Source organism: Methanobrevibacter curvatus (assembly GCF_001639295.1).
Taxonomy (GTDB): Archaea; Methanobacteriota; Methanobacteria; order Methanobacteriales; family Methanobacteriaceae; genus Methanoflexus; species Methanoflexus curvatus.
The window spans coordinates 1-16,695 of record NZ_LWMV01000192.1 but is presented as its reverse complement, the minus strand read 5'-3'; the positions used below and the strand labels follow the sequence as shown (position 1 = coordinate 16,695).

Sequence of the window (16,695 nt, the reverse complement as noted above, 5' to 3'; positions counted from 1 at the left end):
GTATATATATTATAATATTATCAAACTTTTATTAAAATTGTTAAATTTTGATTTTTTTTTAAAACTAATTATAAATTGATATATTCAATTTAAAGCTGTTTTTCAAGTTTTTTTATAATAAAAAACATTTATTAGTATTTGTTTAATGATTTATTTATAAATTTATTGATATTTTTAATTTTACATATTGGATATTTGAATTAAATAGAAAAATCAATTTTAAATTATTTCTTAGAGTTTAATTATTATAAGCTTTATTTAAATTTAATAATATCTTAGTTTTTCTTTTTTATCCAATATTTTTATTTTATATTTATTTTATATTTATTTTCATATTTGTTTTATATTTATTTCATGTTAATATTTTATTTGGAGGAATTTTATGGTTCGAGCATACACAAGGAAAGAATATATTAGAAGAATACCAGGTTCTAGGATTGTCCAGTACGATATGGGAAACCTGTCTGAAAAATTCCCTGTAGCAGTTAGTTTGGCTGTTAAGGCTCCTACTCATCTTTCACACAACTCATTAGAAGCTGCAAGGATTGCTTCTAACCGTTACATGCAAAGAAGAGCAGGAAGATTAGGTTATCACTTGAAAATTAGGGTTTATCCTCATCATATTGTTAGAGAAAATCCAATGGCTACGGGGGCAGGTGCAGATCGTGTTCAAGATGGTATGAGAAAAGCTTATGGTAAATCAGTCAGTATTGAAGCTATTGTTGGCAAAAATCAAAGAGTACTTTCTATTTACACTAATCCTAAGCACTATCTTGATGCTAAAGATGCTTTAAAGAGGGCATCTATGAAGTTTCCAGTTAGCTGTAAGGTCGTCATTGACGAAGGTGAAGAGTTAGTTAAATAATTTTTTAACTAATTGAAGGTTGGTGAAAAATTGTTTGTGGCAAGATTTGAAGATATTGGTAAGAACAATATCGATATTGCTGGTGGAAAGGGTGCAAACTTGGGAGAAATGACTCAAGCAGGAATTCCTGTTCCTCCAGGTTTTGTTATTACCTCTAAAACTTATGATATTTTTATGACTAACACGGGTTTATATAAAAAAGTTTATAAATTATTAGATGGTATTGATGTTAATGAAACTAAGAAACTTCAAAAAGTTGCAGAAAAAATTAAACAACTTATTATTGAAACTGAAATACCAAATGAGTTATCAACTTTAATTTCTGAAAGCTATAATGCTCTTGGAATTAAAGTAGGTCATGATGATGTTGAAGTAGCTATTCGATCATCAGCTACTGCTGAAGATTTACCTGAGGCTTCATTTGCAGGTCAACAAGATACTTTTTTGCACATTAAAGGAGCTGAACAAGTTGTAGAGTATGTTAGAAAGTGTTGGGCATCTCTTTTTGAAGCAAGAGCTATTTTTTACAGAGAAGAGAATAACTTTGACCATTCAAAGGTCTACATTGCTGTTGTTGTCCAAGAAATGGTTGAATCTGAAAAAGCAGGAGTAATGTTTACTGTAAATCCATCTACTGGTGAAGATGTTGCTTTAATAGAAGGTTCTTGGGGCTTAGGTGAATCTGTTGTTTCTGGTTCAGTTACTCCAGATACATACAATGTTGATAAAAAGACCAATAAACTTTTAAATGTTACAATTGGTGATAAAAAAACAATGTATGTTAAAGATAAAGGTGGAAATACCATAATTAAAGATGTTCCTGATTCAATGAAAAAACAGAGAGTTTTATCAGATGAGGAATTAACCGAACTTAATGAAATGGGAAAAAGAATTCAGTCTCACTATGGAGCTCCACAGGACACTGAGTGGGCATTTCATAAGGATACACTTTACATGCTACAATCAAGACCTATAACTACACTAAATGATGTTTCTGATTCTTCAGTTGGCTCTGGTGAAAATGAACTTGAAAATAGGACTGTAGTGGTTTCTGGTTTAGGTGCTAGTCCAGGTTTTGGCTCTGGTGAAGTTAAAATTATTAACAACATTGATGAATTAGATAAAATCAAAGATGGAGACATTATGGTTACAATAATGACCACTCCTGATATGGTTCCAGCAATGAAAAGAGCAAATGCTATTATTACTGATGAAGGCGGAATTACTTGCCATGCAGCTATTATATCCAGAGAATTAGGTATTCCTTGTGTTGTAGGAACTGGAGATGCAAGTGAAATTCTAGTAGAGGATTCTAAAGTCACTGTTGATGGTAAAAGAGGTAGTATTTATGAAGGTATTTTTGCTGTAGACAATAACCAAGATAATACAAATCTATCTACAACTACAAATGCTCAAACAGACATTATCACTGTAACCGAAGTTAAAGTAAATGTAAGTATGCCTGAAGCAGCTCCAAAAGCAGCAGCCACTGGTGCAGATGGTGTAGGATTGCTTAGAACTGAACACATGATGTTAACTGATGGTGTTCACCCTAAAAAATTTATAGTTGACGACAATGAAGATGAACTTGTTAAAATTTTGGTTGAAAATATTATAAAGGTTGTAGATTTATTCCATCCTAAACCTGTTTGGTACAGAACTTTAGATGCTCCAACAGATGAGTTTATTACTTTAAAAGGTGGAGAAAATGAACCTCATGAGCATAATCCTATGTTAGGTTGGAGAGGTATCAGAAGAGAGCTAGATGAACCAGATATCTTAAGGGCAGAGTTTAAAGCAGTTAAAACACTTTTAGATAAAGGATATGATAACATTGGTGTAATGTTACCTCTTGTCCAACATCCTAATGAACTTAAACATGCAAAAGAAATAGCTACTGAAGTTGGATTAGTTCCTCATAAAGATGTTGACTTTGGAATTATGGTTGAAATTCCAGCAGCAGCTATTACAATTGAAGATTTTATTGATGTAGGGTTAGATTTCATTTCATTTGGAACAAATGACTTGACTCAATATTCTTTAGCTGTAGATAGGAATAATGAACTCGTTGCGGCTCATTATAATGAAGAACATCCAGCTATTATGAAATTAATAAAATATGCAATTAAAAAATGCAATGCTGCAGGTGTTAAAACCAGTATTTGCGGTCAAGCAGGTAGTGTACCTCATATTGTTGAAAAGCTTGTTGAATTTGGAATTACAAGTGTTTCAGCAAACACTGATGCAGTTGAAGCTGTTAGAAAAACTGTTGCAAGAGCAGAACAAAAATTAATTTTGAATGCTGCAAGAGCTTCATTGAATAACGACGATGATGATTTATTTGATTAAATCATTTTCTTTTTAAGATTTTTGTTATTTTTAGCATTGCTTTTGTTATTTTATATAATTTATTTTAGGTTAATTTAACTCTTAATTTATTTAAATTAATTTTATAAGTTATTTTGTAAGCTATTTTATAATTCATTTTATAATTCATTTTTTTAAATTAGTTTAATCTTAATATTTTTAAATTAATTTCATAATTTATTTTTTTAATTTTTTTATAACTTTCTTTTTTTAAATTTATTAAAAAATATTCATTAATTTAATATTGAAATTTAAGTTTAATATTTAATTTAATATAATTTAAGTTTAATATAATTTAATTTTTAATGTATATTTCTTACTCAAATTTTTATTATAAACTATTTTATATAATTATATTTTAAATATATTTATAAAAATATTAAAAATATTGAAATAAATATATAATATGAATTTTTTACTGGTAATTTAAATGAATGATAAACCTTTAGATGAAGAATCTATTCTTAAAGTACTCAATGGCTATAAATCAAAGGATTTAAAATATGAAGATGGACATATTTTAGGATCTATGTGTACATCCACTCACCCTTTAGCAAAAAAAGTTTATATGGATTTTTTAGACTCTAATCTAGGTGATCCTGGCTTATTTGAAGGTACTAGTACTATTGAAAATATGGTAGTTCAAGAAATAGCTTCTTTCTTATCTTTAGATAAAGGATTTGGTAATATTGTCACTGGTGGAACAGAGGCAAATTTAATGGCTATTCGCTCTGCTAAAAATATTGCAAAAAAAGAAAAAGGGATTGAAAAAGGAGAAATTATAGTTCCAAAGTCTGCTCACTTTTCATTTAAAAAAGCAGCAGATATGTTAGAAGTAAAACTTGTAGAAGCAGATTTAAATAAGGAATATAGGGTAGATATTGAATCTGTTAAAAAGAATATCAACAAAAACACAATAGCTATTGTAGGAATTGCTGGAACTACTGAGCTTGGGGTTATTGACCCAATAGAAGAACTTTCTCAAATAGCTGTTGAAAATAATATTTATTTTCATGTTGATGCAGCATTTGGAGGATTTTCTATTCCATTTTTAAAAGAAATTGGTTATGAACTTCCAAATTTTGATTTTTCAAATGAAGGAGTTTCTTCCATCACAATAGACCCACATAAAATGGGAATTGCACCAATACCTGCAGGATGTATTATTTATCGTGAAAAAAAGTTTTTAGATATAATAGCTATTGATTCACCATATTTAACTTCTAAAAGCCAATCAACTATTGTGGGAACACGTTTAGGTGCACCTGTTGCAGCTACATGGGCAGTTATGCAAGAAATGGGTAAAGAGGGTTATATGGAATTAGCAAATAATTGTCTTGTTAATGCAAATTTTTTATATGATGCATTGAAAAAAGAGAATTTTAAACCAATTATAAAGCCAGAATTGAATATCGTTGCTTTTTACCATGAAAAAATAGATACAAACCGTTTAGCAGAACTTTTAAAAGAAGATGGTTGGATGGTTTCTATTTCAAATTACCCTAAAGCCATTAGAATAGTTTTAATGCCCCATATTAGACATACACATTTAGTGGCATTTTTAAGAGACCTTAGAAAGATTAAAGCATCTTTAGGGTTTTAATATTGTTGTTATTTTTTTTGTGTTACTTTTTGTATTTTTTTGTATAATTAATATTTTCATTTATTTTTAGTAATATTCAGCATTTTTCAATTATTAGTTTTATTACTTTATTAATTTTATAAATTTTATTATTTTATCAGTTTATTAATTTATAAATTTTATTAGTTTATATGTGGTGTAATGATTATTCTTTGTAAAAATAGATATTTAATTAAAATATGTTAAATTGTATATAAAGTATTAATACCTATTTTTATAAAAAATAAATATTTAAAATAATTATAATTTGCAAAAAAACTTTTATTTAAATTAGTTTTCTTATATTTTTGAGAAAATCTTTTGATCAAACTTTTTTTAAAAGTTTGTTTTAAAGAATAATAAAAATTAAATGTCTAAAAATAATTATTTTTAGTAAATAGATATTAATATTAATTAAAATATAATTTTATTAAATATCTATATTTATTTTTATAATAAAATGTATTACAGATATATAAATCTAATTTAAATTTATTAATTAATTAAATTTAGAAACCTCGATTTCCGAATTGTTGTACAACATTATAGATTTTATTATTTCATTTTTTCATTTTTATTAAGTTTATTAAGTTTATTAATTTTATTATTTTATTTTATCAAGTTTATCAGAATATTTACTATGATTATATGTTTATGGTGATTGAATGGATCATTGGATTGAAAGAATAGCTAAAGAGTTAAAGGAATGGAATGTAGAAAAGCATGTAATTGCAAGTGGTACCTCAATATCAGGTTCAATTCACATTGGAAACTCCTGTGATGTTTTTATAGCAAATGCTGTAGGAAAGAAGTTAAGAGAATTGGGAGCAGAATCTGAGACTATTTGGATAGCCGATGATCATGACCCTTTAAGAAAGGTTCCATTTCCTTTGCCTGAGTCATATGATGAATATTTAGGCATGCCATATTCAAATATTCCTTGTCCTGATGGATGTTGTAGTAGTTTTGTTGAACACTTTGAAAAACCATTATTTGATGTTTTAGATGATTTTGGCATTGAATTAACTCCAAAATCTGGTTTTCAAATGTATAAAGATGGTTTGTACGATGATTACATTCGAACTTCCCTTGAAAATAGTGAAAAAATTAGGGAAATTTTTAACAAATTTAGAGAACATCCTTTGGCTTCTGATTGGTTACCTTACAATCCTATATGTGAAAAATGTGGGAGAGTTAACACTACTTTTGCCTATGATTTCGATGGAGACATTGTTAAATATCGATGTGACTGTGGTTTTGACGGTGAAATGGATATAAAATCTGGAAATGGAAAACTTACTTGGAGAGTAGAATGGGCTGCAAGATGGAAAATATTTTCTGTTACCTGTGAGCCATTTGGAAAAGATCATGCAGCAAGTGGTGGATCTTATGATGTAAGTAAAATAATTTCTAAAGAAATTTTTAACTATGATGCTCCCTATCCTGTTGCCTATGAATGGATCACATTAGACGGAGATGCAATGAGTAAATCTCAAGGAGTATTTTTTACTCCAAAACAATGGTTAGCTATTGGTCCAGCTGAAAGCTTAAATTATTTTATTTTTAGAAGTAAACCAATGAAACACAAAGATTTTTCTCCTAAAATGGTTTTTTTAGATTTGATAGATCAGTTTGATAAGGTAGAAAAAGTTTATTTTGATGAAGAGGAAGCACCATCAGAAAAAGAAGATAAAAAGTTCAAAAAAATCTATGAAATTTCTAAAATCAATAAAAAATCTACTTATTGTAATGATTTAGATAATAAATCTGATTTAAATAATGAAAATATAAACAACAATGAAAACATTAATGAAAATACAAATAACAATGGAAATATTCCTTTCAGACCTCCTTATAGATTCATTGTAGTTGCTTATCAAATAGTTGGAAATGATTTAGAAAAAATATTTGAAATTTTAAAGAAAAATTCCCAATTATCTAAGAGTTTTAAAGAAAAAGAATTTTCCAATTTAAATAATGTTGATTTAGAAAACTTCCAAAATAGAGTGAATAATGTTATAAATTGGCTAGATATTTATGGTCCTAAATTTGTAAAGTTCCAGGTTATGAAAAAGATTCCACGTGTGGAGATTCCAGATAATCAAAAAAGCTTTTTAAATGATTTGGCTAGTTTATTAGAATCTAAGGATTTTAATGATGCCACTCAACTACATGATGAAATGTATGAAGTAATTCATAAACATGATTTAAAACCACAAAAAGCTTTTCAAGCTATTTATAAATTGATTTTAGGCCAAAAACAAGGTCCTAAAGCAGCTTCATTTTTATTATCTTTAGATAAAGATTTCCTTATAAAAAGATTAAGATTTGAAGAATAATTTTTTATTTTTTTTATTTTTCATGTTTATAAGTTCCATATAATGTATGTCAATATCTTCTTTTTTATTTAAAAACTGATTCAACCCTTTTATAATCTAAATTGTTTTTATTGCTTTTACTATACACTTCAATGAAATAAATTTATATTTAAATTAATTCTTTATTTCAATTGTATTAAAAATTTAATATTAATACTATTACACTTGTTGTAGTAATGAAGCTGTTCAAGCAATAGTTAAATATTTAAAAACTCGTAAAAAATTAAATTTAAAGTCTTCTTTATTTGATATTAATAGAAATGTATTGAATAGATTTTTTTTAAGGATAAATAATTTAAATAATTGGGGGGAAAGTTGACTATTATTTTTTTTCTGTTCTAATGCTCTAAGAAAGCTCCATGCAACTTCAATTGAAGATAAATCCTTGGTTGATGCTTTACAAGGTAGAAAAAGAGATACAATATCTGAAAGTTACTATAAATTAAACCCAGAAAGAATAAGAGAAAGATATATTGAAATCTTAGATAAATTGCTTATAAACAATAATTATAAAAAATAGATCAATGAATTACTATTAAAAGAAAAATGAATTATTAAATATCCAATTAACTAAATTAGAAAAAATTTTAGTTAATTTAGTAAAATAATAAACAATATATAATACCTATCACAAAAATATAATTATAAATTATTTATTAGGTGAAAAATATGAAAAAATTAAAAACAATTAGTGAAATTCTTCAAATCCTTAAAAATAATGAAAAAGAACTGAAAAAGAAATATGGATTTAAAGCCATAGGTATTTTTGGTTCTTACTTAAATGGCAATGTAAGAATGGATAGCGATTTAGATATATTAGTTGAGTTTCAAAAAGATGCTAATGTAGGAATAATAAAATATATCAATATTGAAGAAAATCTAACTAAACTTTTCGGTATAGAAGTAGATTTGGTGGAAAAATCTGCCTTAAAACCAAAAATAGGTAAACATATCTTAAAAGAGGTTGTTTACCCATGAAAAGAGATGCTGAAGATTTTATAAAAGACATTTATGATGAAATGGAAAACAGTAGGGAATTTATTACAAATATGGACTATGATGAGTTTAGCCAAGATAATAAAACTATTTATGCAGTTATAAGATCTATAGAGATTATAGGGGAAGCAGTAAAAAACACACCCACTGAAATACAAGAAAGACACCATAAAATACCTTGGAGTCAAATGGCGAAAATGAGAGATAAATTAATACACGGATATTTTAATATAAATTGTTTAAGAGTTTGGAAAACTGTAACTCAAGAAATTCCCCAACTTCAACCACTTTTTAAAGATATATTAGATGAATTTAAAGAAAAATAACTATTTTTTACCAAATTAAACCATGTAAAAAATCAGTTAAATTCCACATAGTTAAAAATACCAAAAAACATTAAAATATATTTATTTTTCAAATCTTTAAACTACATTTATTTTTACATTTTTCTATTAAATAAAAAATATTAATATTTATATTAGCTATAATTATGAATCAATTTTTCAACAAGATCTATAGCCACTTCACCTTTTTCAAATCTATAGGTTTTATAAGTTAATGTATGAGTTCCAGATTTCATAATTAGGTATTGTTACATAATTTGGGCTTGTTTGAATAAACTTTTGCATTAGTCTAAAAATTTGGGATGGTATTCAAAATCGTACTTAGCCATTAATTATCTCTCACAGAATAAGGCTCACTTCTATAAAATACAAATTCATATTCTAAGTCATCGTATTCCCATGCAACTCTCCATGGCATGTCTTTGTGAGAATATTCGCTAATTTGACGAGCATTCATCTTCGATAATTTGTTTATAACTACTTCAATTACTTTTATTTCATCATTGTTGATATATTGGATTTTTGAGCTGGTATTGGAATAATAATTAAATTTTTTATGTTTGGATCCAGGAAATACATGCTGTATTTCTTCAGTTATTTTATTTTCGGAGATTAATTCATTTTTAAGTTCATCAAAATGAATAGGGACTGGTCCTCTTGGATACTTTTGATAAGTTTCATTAGTAATTGATTTTTCATTTAGTTCAAAGTAATCAAAATCAGAAAAATAAAGGATTTTGTAAAGAACTGTTTTTTCGACATTATTTTTATGACCGCAACGATCGATAATATAATGCATGAGCTCTTTCATTTTTTTAGTGTTAACTTCCATATTTTAACCACTTTTTTTAATCAAGTACATATGATAATATATGTAATTATTTCATCACAATATACATTCTATTTTAACACATGTAAATAATTTTATATTTTTAGTTTTCTGCTTAACAATTCTTTTGCATGGCCAATGTCTCTCCTAAGTTCTTCTGTTTCTTATTTTTTATTTTTTTATTGATTAATCATATTCCTTGGCTGTATTTTTAATTTTTTTTCTAATTCTAAGTATTTTTCTGTTTTGATATCAAGTACTATTATCCCTATGCAACAATAAGTATTATCTCCTTTTTTTATTAAATTAGATTCATGATATTTTCTTAACATATGACTACTGAAAACTGGATATTTTTCTACTCTTCATAATTCTATTTTAGTACTTAAAAAATTAAATTTCATATAAAAATATCTTTGACTTGTTTTGATTTGTTTTATCTTATTATTCTATTGTATTTTATAATTATTTCCATTAATTTTATTTTATTTTCTATTTAAAGTAATTTTTAGATTTTAATGCCTGGGGGGGGGGTAATTTATTTTTTTTAGTTTATTTAAGTTTTCTAACAGTTTTATTTTTTAATTAAATTTATATACTAACAATTATATAAGAAATAAATATCTTAACATCATTTTTTTATAAAATACTAATATTATAATTAATTATTTTAACATTTACAGTATTTTTTCCAATGATGTAAGATTTTTATTTTAAATTATAAATAATGCTTATAAATTAAGTTTTGTTTTATATAAAATAATGATTTCAAAAAATGGGGACAAAACTAAAAAATCGCAATGATTTTCAACACCCAAAAAATCAGAAATATAATTAAATAAATAATTTTATAATTTTTTTTATAAATTTTAAAATACTTTTTTAAAATAAACATAGGAGTGATTAAAATATTAATAAATAAATACGAAGACAAAGTCTTAATTTGCTTTTTAATAGGAATAATAGCAATTTTAGCAATAAGTACAATATCTCCAGCCAATGCTACAACTACAACAATTGACACCACCACTACTGGTGGTCTAAAAACAGCTGTTGATAGCTCAAATAATGGGGATACAATAACACTTAAAAATGGCATTTATTATGGTGAAAATAACAGTGGAATAACAATCAACCACAATTTAAAAATTGTTGGACAATCTAAAAATAATGTCATTCTTGATGCTCAAGGAAAAAATAGGTTTTTTGATATATCTTCAGGAGTTAATGTTACATTGATTAACTTAACTTTCAAAAATGGGTACAAAAATGGCGATAATGGTGGTGCTATTTACAATAATGGCACTCTTAGTGTAATTGACTCTATTTTTACTAATAATTCTGCAAATGGTAGTGGTGGTGCTATTTATAATTATGGTAATTTTAATGCAATTGGTTCTATTTTTACTAACAATCATGCATATAATGGTAGTGGTGGTGCTATAAATATTTTTCACGGTTATCTTAATGTAAATAGTTCTATTTTTACAAATAATTTTGCAAGTGGTAGTGGTGGTGCTATTTATATTTACGAGTATGATGTGTATGTTCCTAGGATTACTGTTATTTATGTTAACGGTATTCCAACTAGCAATGTTAAGCCTGATCCCTCCTACTTTTCGAGAGGTAATGCTAGTGTAATTGGTTCTATTTTTACTAACAATTCCGCAAATGATAGTGGTGGTGCTATTTATGTTTATTACGGTGATCTTAGTGTAAGTGATTCTGATTTTACTAATAATTTCGCATATTATGGTGGTGCTATTGATAGTGGTAATATCAGTGTAATTGGTTCTATTTTTACTAATAATTTTGCAAGTGGTAGTGGTGGTGCTATTTCTAGTACAAATAGTCTTGTCAATGATTCTATTTTTACTAATAATTCTGCAAAAGGTGGTGATGGTGGTGCTATTAGAAGTAGTTCTGGAAATCTTAGTGTAAGTGATTCTATTTTCACTAATAATCATGCTAAATATTGGGGTGGTGCTATTGACAATTATGGCAATCTTACTATAATTGGTTCTAATTTTACTAATAGTTCTGCATATGAGCGTGGTGGTGCTATTTATTCTCGTGGCGATATTAGCATTATAAATGATTCTGTCTTTACTAGTAATTTGGTACGTACTAATAATTATGAAAGTGGTAAGGGTGGTGCTATTTTTAATGGTGCTAATCTTAGTGTAATTGGTTCTATTTTTAATAATAATTCTGCAAGCAGTGATGGTGGTGCTATTTATTGTTGGGATATCCTTAATGTGTTTTGTTCTACTTTTATTAATAATAATGCCAGTTTTGGTGGTGCTATTTATAAAGAAACTGGAGATATTAACATTACAGGATCTACTATAATAAATAATTCTCAGGGAATTTTTGTTAATTCTCCTTATTCTGTCAATATTAGTTTTAATAAAATTGCCAACAACTATTTTAACAATACTTTAAACAATCTATTTGTTTCTAATGGGGTTGTTAATGCTGATTATAACTGGTGGGGTAATAATTCAGTAAATGGGGTTAATATAGTTACTAATAATCATTTTATTGTAGAAGTTACAAATACTGGTTCTTCATCTAATGGTGAGATTAAGTTTAATTCTGTGCTTAAATTGAATAATAGTGCTCAAGCTGATTCTAATTTACTTCCTAATTTTAATGAACAAGATTACATTGATGTTTCTTTAACTAAAACAAATGTAATTATTACTATTTCTGCTCCAGCTATTGTTGAGGGTGGGAATACTTCTATTAAGGTTACTTTGAAGGATTCTAGTTCTAAAGCATTGTCTGGTAAAACTGTTTTTGTTAATATTAACAATAAGAATTATTCTGTTGTTACTAATGGTGAAGGAATAGCTACTCTATCTATTTCTGGATTGAAATCAGGTAATTATGTTGTTAAAGCTATTTTTAATGGTGATGGTGCTTATAATGGGTCTTCTGTTTCTAGTAATCAATTGGTTAATAGTAAACCAATTTCTATTAAAGTGAATACAACTATTATTATTTCTGTTCCAGCTATTGTTGAGGGTGGGAATGCTTCTATTAAGGTTACTTTGAAGGATTCTAACTCTAAGGCATTGTCTGGTAAAACTGTTTCTGTTAGTATTAGTAATAAGAGTTATTCAATTGTTACTAATGGTAATGGAGTTGCTTCTTTATCTATTTCTGGATTAAAGTCAGGTAATTATGTTGTTAAAGCTATTTTTAATGGTGATGCTGGTTATAATAGGTCTTCTGTTTCTACAAACCAAATTGTTAATAACAAAGCCATTAATGAACAACCACCTGCAAAAGCTAAAGTTAGTGCCAACTACAAGACTGGAAGTTATAATAAAGACATTAAAGTGGTTTTAACTGCAAATAATGGAATAATATACTATAAAATAGGAAATGGAAATTATAAAAAGTACACAAAATCTATAACAATTACTAAAACATCTAAAATTAGATTTTATGCTGCTCATAGGGATGGTAACTCTGCTGTATCTACTTATACCTACACCATAGTTAAAAAACCTAAAATTAGCTATTCGTCTAAAGATTCTGCTTCTGGTCGTAAGGTAACAAGAACATTTACAATAAAAAACAAAGGTTCTGCTAAAGGCTCTCTATTTTGGACTTTTAAGGTTCCTTCTTCTCTAAAGTATGTTAAAGCAGTTGCATCTTCAATTTCTTACTATAAATATAATAAAGCAAGTAAAATTTTGACTTTTGGTGCTAAAAATTTAGGTGCAGGTAAATCCACTACTATAAAAGCCATATTTACAAAGAAAAAATAAAATTATATTTATTTTTTTTAATCTTTTTATTTTTTAATCCTTTTATTTTTTAATCTTTTTTTTAATTTTTTTAATTTTTTTTATGTTCTGATGTCGGTCAAAAGTTCATATCAGTTTGTCAAAATCTTAGAAAAATCCTTTGTTTAGTAAAAAAAGAAATTTTTTTTGAAAAAAGCTATTTTTAACAGACCTTTCTAATTTCTCTATTACTCTAATTTAATGATATTTTATAAATTAAATTAAAATATAATAATTAAATCAATAATTATATAAATAATCAAAAACAATTATTATATTATATAAATGGTAGGAGATATGAAACTTATGGATAAATTACCTGTTGGAATACAAACATTTAGTGAAATACGAGAAGAAGGATATGTATATGTTGATAAGACTAAATATATACATGATTTAATTACTATGGGAAAACTTTACTTTTTATCAAGACCCAGACGCTTTGGGAAATCATTATTAGTCAGTACATTGAAAGAAGTATTTGAAGGAAATAAAAAGCTTTTTAAAAGATTATATATCTATGATAAGTGGGATTGGGATAAGAAATATCCTGTTATTGTATTGGACTTTGGAAAATTAAGTTATAAAAGTTCAGAGATTCTTGAATCTTCTTTAAACAATTTTATTGATCGTCTTGCTCGAAAATATTCAATTTCTTTAATAAGTACAGAATTAGCAGATAAATTCGGTGAACTAATTGAAGAAATCTATGAATCTCTTAAGCAAAAAATTGTGATTTTAATTGATGAATATGATAAACCTATAATCGACAATATTACTAATTTAGAAATAGCAGATGAGAATCGTAATGTTTTAAATAGTTTTTACCAAGTGTTAAAAGCTAGTGACGAATTTATAAAATTCATTTTCATAACTGGAATTTCAAAATTTTCATCAACATCTATATTTTCAGGACTAAATAATCTTGCTGATATTACTTTAGATGAAAATTGCTGTAATATCTGCGGTTATACCCACAGAGAACTAGAGAAATATTTCAAAGAACATATTGAAACCCTAGCAAAAAAAGAATCGCTTAATTACAAAGAAACAGTAAATAAGATTGAAGATTGGTATGATGGATACAGTTGGGATGGAAAAACTAAAGTATACAACCCATTTTCAACATTATTACTATTTAATAAAAGAGAATTTTCAAATTACTGGTTTAGCAGTGGAACACCAACATTCCTAATGGAAACACTTAAAAAAGAAAACAACCTACAACCAATAATCCAACCAATACCTGCAACTGAAGACGATCTAGACACTTTCGAAATAGAAAATATTCACCCCACAACATTACTATTTCAAACAGGATACCTAACAATAAAAGAGAAAAGCAAAAATTATGGAGATATTGAATACATATTAGACATTCCAAATTATGAAGTCAGACAGTCCCTAATCCGCAGACTTGTAAAAGCTTATACAAATTTAAGCACAGGAAATCTAAAAGAACTAAAAGACAAAACATACACAAGTATTTTAAATAAAGACTCAAAAGGGTTCATAGATGTCCTAGAAAGCATATATCACAGATTATCTTATCCAATTAAAGGAGATGATGAAAAATACTATCACGGAATCTTCTTAGTAGCTCTGTATTTATTAAGGGTTGACTCACAAGGAGAAGTGACAACCTATTCAGGAAGAGCAGACACGATTTTTAAAATAAAAGACAAAACAATAATCACAGAAATAAAATACTCATCAACAAAATCTACAAAAACAATAATAAATAAAGCTTTCAAGCAAATAAAAGAAAAAAAGTATTATACAAGATACAAGGATGAAAATCCAATCTATTTAGCATTAGCCTTCTCAAAAAATGATATAGATTGTGAATTTAGGGAAAAATTATGATAAAAAATATTTAATAATTTACTAAAAATGCAATTATTATTATATTATTATTAATTATAATTTAAATATTCTAAAGTTTAAGAAAAGTATTTATATTTTTATTAACAAATATAACATTTATATATAATTATATTTAACTAAATTAAGGGATAAATAATATGCAAAAACTACCTGTAGGCATACAAACATTTAGTGAAATACGAGAAGAAGGATATGTATATGTTGACAAGACTAAATATATACATAAAATGACTACTCGAGGGAAACCTTACTTTTTATCAAGACCCCGACGCTTTGGAAAATCATTATTAATCAGTACACTAAAAGAACTATTTGAAGGAAACAAAGAATTATTTAAAAACTTATATATCTATGACAAATGGGATTGGAATAAGAAATACCCTGTGATTAAAATAGATTTTGGATCTATGGCTTATAAAAATTCAGATCAATTAGAAGATTCCTTATTCGATTTTTTAGATGATATTTCTGAAAATTTTGAAGTGGAACTAAAAAGAAAAACTTTACCACAAAGATTCGGAGAACTAATTAAAAAAATTAATAAAAAATTCAAACAAAAAGTTGTAATTTTAATTGATGAATATGATAAACCTATTATAGACCATATAACAAATTTCAAAATATCCAATAATAATAGAAAAACTTTAAATAACTTTTATCAATCTCTAAAAGCCAATGATGAATTTTTAAAGTTCATTTTCATAACTGGAATATCAAAATTCTCATCAACATCTATATTTTCAGGACTAAACAACCCTAAAGATATTACATTAAATAAAGATTATGCTACAATTTGTGGTTACACTCACATTGAACTAGAAGAGTATTTTAAAGAACATATTGAAAATTTAGCTAATGAAGAATCTCTTAGCTATGAAGAAACATTAGCTAAAATTGAGTATTGGTATGATGGTTATACTTGGGATGGTGAAAATAAGGTTTATAATCCTTTTTCAACATTATTACTATTTGATGAGAGAAAATTTTCCAACTATTGGTTTAGCAGTGGAACACCAACATTTCTAATTGAACTACTTAAAAAAGAAAACAACCTTCAACCAATAATCGAACCTGTACCTGCAACTGAAGATGATTTAGACACCTTTGAAATAGAAGATATTCACCCTATAACATTACTATTTCAAACAGGATACCTAACAATAAAAGAAATAAAGAATAATTATGGGGATATTGAATACACATTAGACATTCCAAACTATGAAGTTAGACAGTCTCTAATCCGTAGACTTGTAATGGCTTATACAAATTTAAGTACAGGGAATTTAAAAAAACTTAAAAACAAAACATACACAAGTATTTTAAATAAAGATTCCAAAGGGTTCATAGATGTCCTAGAAAGCATATATCACAGACTATCATATCCACTAAAAGGAGACGATGAAAAATACTACCATGCAATATTCTTAGTAGCCCTCTATTTTTTAGGAATTGAATCACAAGGTGAAGTAACAACCTACTCTGGAAGAGCAGACACAATCTTTAAAATAAAAGACAAAACAATAATCACAGAAATCAAATACTCATCAACAAAATCCACAAAAACAATAATAAAAGAAGCATTCAAACAAATAAAAGAAAAAAAATATT

General features: G+C 26.5%; 11 protein-coding genes. 10 read left to right on the top strand and 1 reads right to left on the bottom strand.

What is annotated here, in order from left to right:
* Window positions 1-367: 367 nt before the first annotated feature.
* From rplJ to MBCUR_RS07575, 7 genes are all read left to right on the top strand, one after another.
* The gene (gene rplJ, locus MBCUR_RS07600) at window positions 368-865 is read left to right on the top strand and encodes a 50S ribosomal protein L16 (RefSeq protein ID WP_281190568.1); all 498 of its coding nucleotides are present in this window, start codon (window positions 368-370) and stop codon (window positions 863-865) included.
* A gap of 30 nt (window positions 866-895) precedes the next feature.
* Complete coding sequence (ppsA, locus tag MBCUR_RS07595; RefSeq protein ID WP_067092204.1) at window positions 896-3,214, top strand: phosphoenolpyruvate synthase; 2,319 nt, start codon at window positions 896-898, stop codon at window positions 3,212-3,214.
* A 448-nt stretch (window positions 3,215-3,662) separates the two neighbouring features.
* Window positions 3,663-4,835: a tyrosine decarboxylase MfnA gene (gene mfnA / locus MBCUR_RS07590; protein WP_067092202.1), complete on the top strand. Its 1,173-nt coding sequence runs from the start codon at window positions 3,663-3,665 to the stop codon at window positions 4,833-4,835.
* A 683-nt stretch (window positions 4,836-5,518) separates the two neighbouring features.
* Complete coding sequence (gene lysS, locus MBCUR_RS07585) at window positions 5,519-7,192, top strand: lysine--tRNA ligase (RefSeq protein WP_067092200.1); 1,674 nt, start codon at window positions 5,519-5,521, stop codon at window positions 7,190-7,192.
* A gap of 424 nt (window positions 7,193-7,616) precedes the next feature.
* Window positions 7,617-7,751, top strand: coding sequence for a hypothetical protein (locus tag MBCUR_RS10965; protein ID WP_281190567.1), 135 nt, complete (start codon window positions 7,617-7,619; stop codon window positions 7,749-7,751).
* Window positions 7,752-7,900: 149 nt separating this feature from the next.
* Entirely contained in the window at window positions 7,901-8,209 is a 309-nt protein-coding gene (locus MBCUR_RS07580; protein WP_067092198.1) for a nucleotidyltransferase family protein, read from the top strand.
* A complete protein-coding gene (locus tag MBCUR_RS07575; protein WP_067092196.1) occupies window positions 8,206-8,553 on the top strand; it encodes a HepT-like ribonuclease domain-containing protein in 348 nt (115 codons plus the stop codon). The genes MBCUR_RS07580 and MBCUR_RS07575 overlap by 4 nt, the downstream gene beginning before the upstream one ends.
* Window positions 8,554-8,899: 346 nt before the next feature.
* Here the strand turns inward: MBCUR_RS07575 and MBCUR_RS07570 are convergent, their stop codons facing one another.
* Window positions 8,900-9,403 carry a Panacea domain-containing protein gene (locus tag MBCUR_RS07570; RefSeq protein ID WP_067092194.1) on the bottom strand — a complete coding sequence of 168 codons (504 nt, stop codon included), beginning with the start codon at window positions 9,401-9,403 and terminating at the stop codon, window positions 8,900-8,902.
* Between the two features lie 896 nt (window positions 9,404-10,299).
* Here MBCUR_RS07570 and MBCUR_RS07565 point away from each other — a divergent pair.
* The 3 genes from MBCUR_RS07565 to MBCUR_RS07555 all read left to right on the top strand — a co-directional run.
* Window positions 10,300-13,182, top strand: coding sequence for a beta strand repeat-containing protein (locus MBCUR_RS07565; protein ID WP_067092192.1), 2,883 nt, complete (start codon window positions 10,300-10,302; stop codon window positions 13,180-13,182).
* A 324-nt stretch (window positions 13,183-13,506) separates the two neighbouring features.
* Window positions 13,507-15,066, top strand: a complete 1,560-nt coding sequence (locus MBCUR_RS07560) for an ATP-binding protein (protein ID WP_067092208.1) — start codon at window positions 13,507-13,509, stop codon at window positions 15,064-15,066.
* Between the two features lie 158 nt (window positions 15,067-15,224).
* Window positions 15,225-16,695 (top strand): ATP-binding protein (locus tag MBCUR_RS07555; RefSeq protein ID WP_067092190.1); only part of this gene is annotated, 1,471 nt, incomplete at its 3' end.

Coding starts and splice junctions, on each gene's coding strand:
- mfnA (WP_067092202.1), top strand. CDS start 3,663: ATGAATGATAAACCTTTAGATGAAGAATCTATTCTTAAAGTACTCAAT.
- lysS (WP_067092200.1), top strand. CDS start 5,519: ATGGATCATTGGATTGAAAGAATAGCTAAAGAGTTAAAGGAATGGAAT.
- MBCUR_RS07580 (WP_067092198.1), top strand. CDS start 7,901: ATGAAAAAATTAAAAACAATTAGTGAAATTCTTCAAATCCTTAAAAAT.
- MBCUR_RS07575 (WP_067092196.1), top strand. CDS start 8,206: ATGAAAAGAGATGCTGAAGATTTTATAAAAGACATTTATGATGAAATG.
- MBCUR_RS07570 (WP_067092194.1), bottom strand. CDS start 9,403: ATGGAAGTTAACACTAAAAAAATGAAAGAGCTCATGCATTATATTATC.
- MBCUR_RS07560 (WP_067092208.1), top strand. CDS start 13,507: ATGGATAAATTACCTGTTGGAATACAAACATTTAGTGAAATACGAGAA.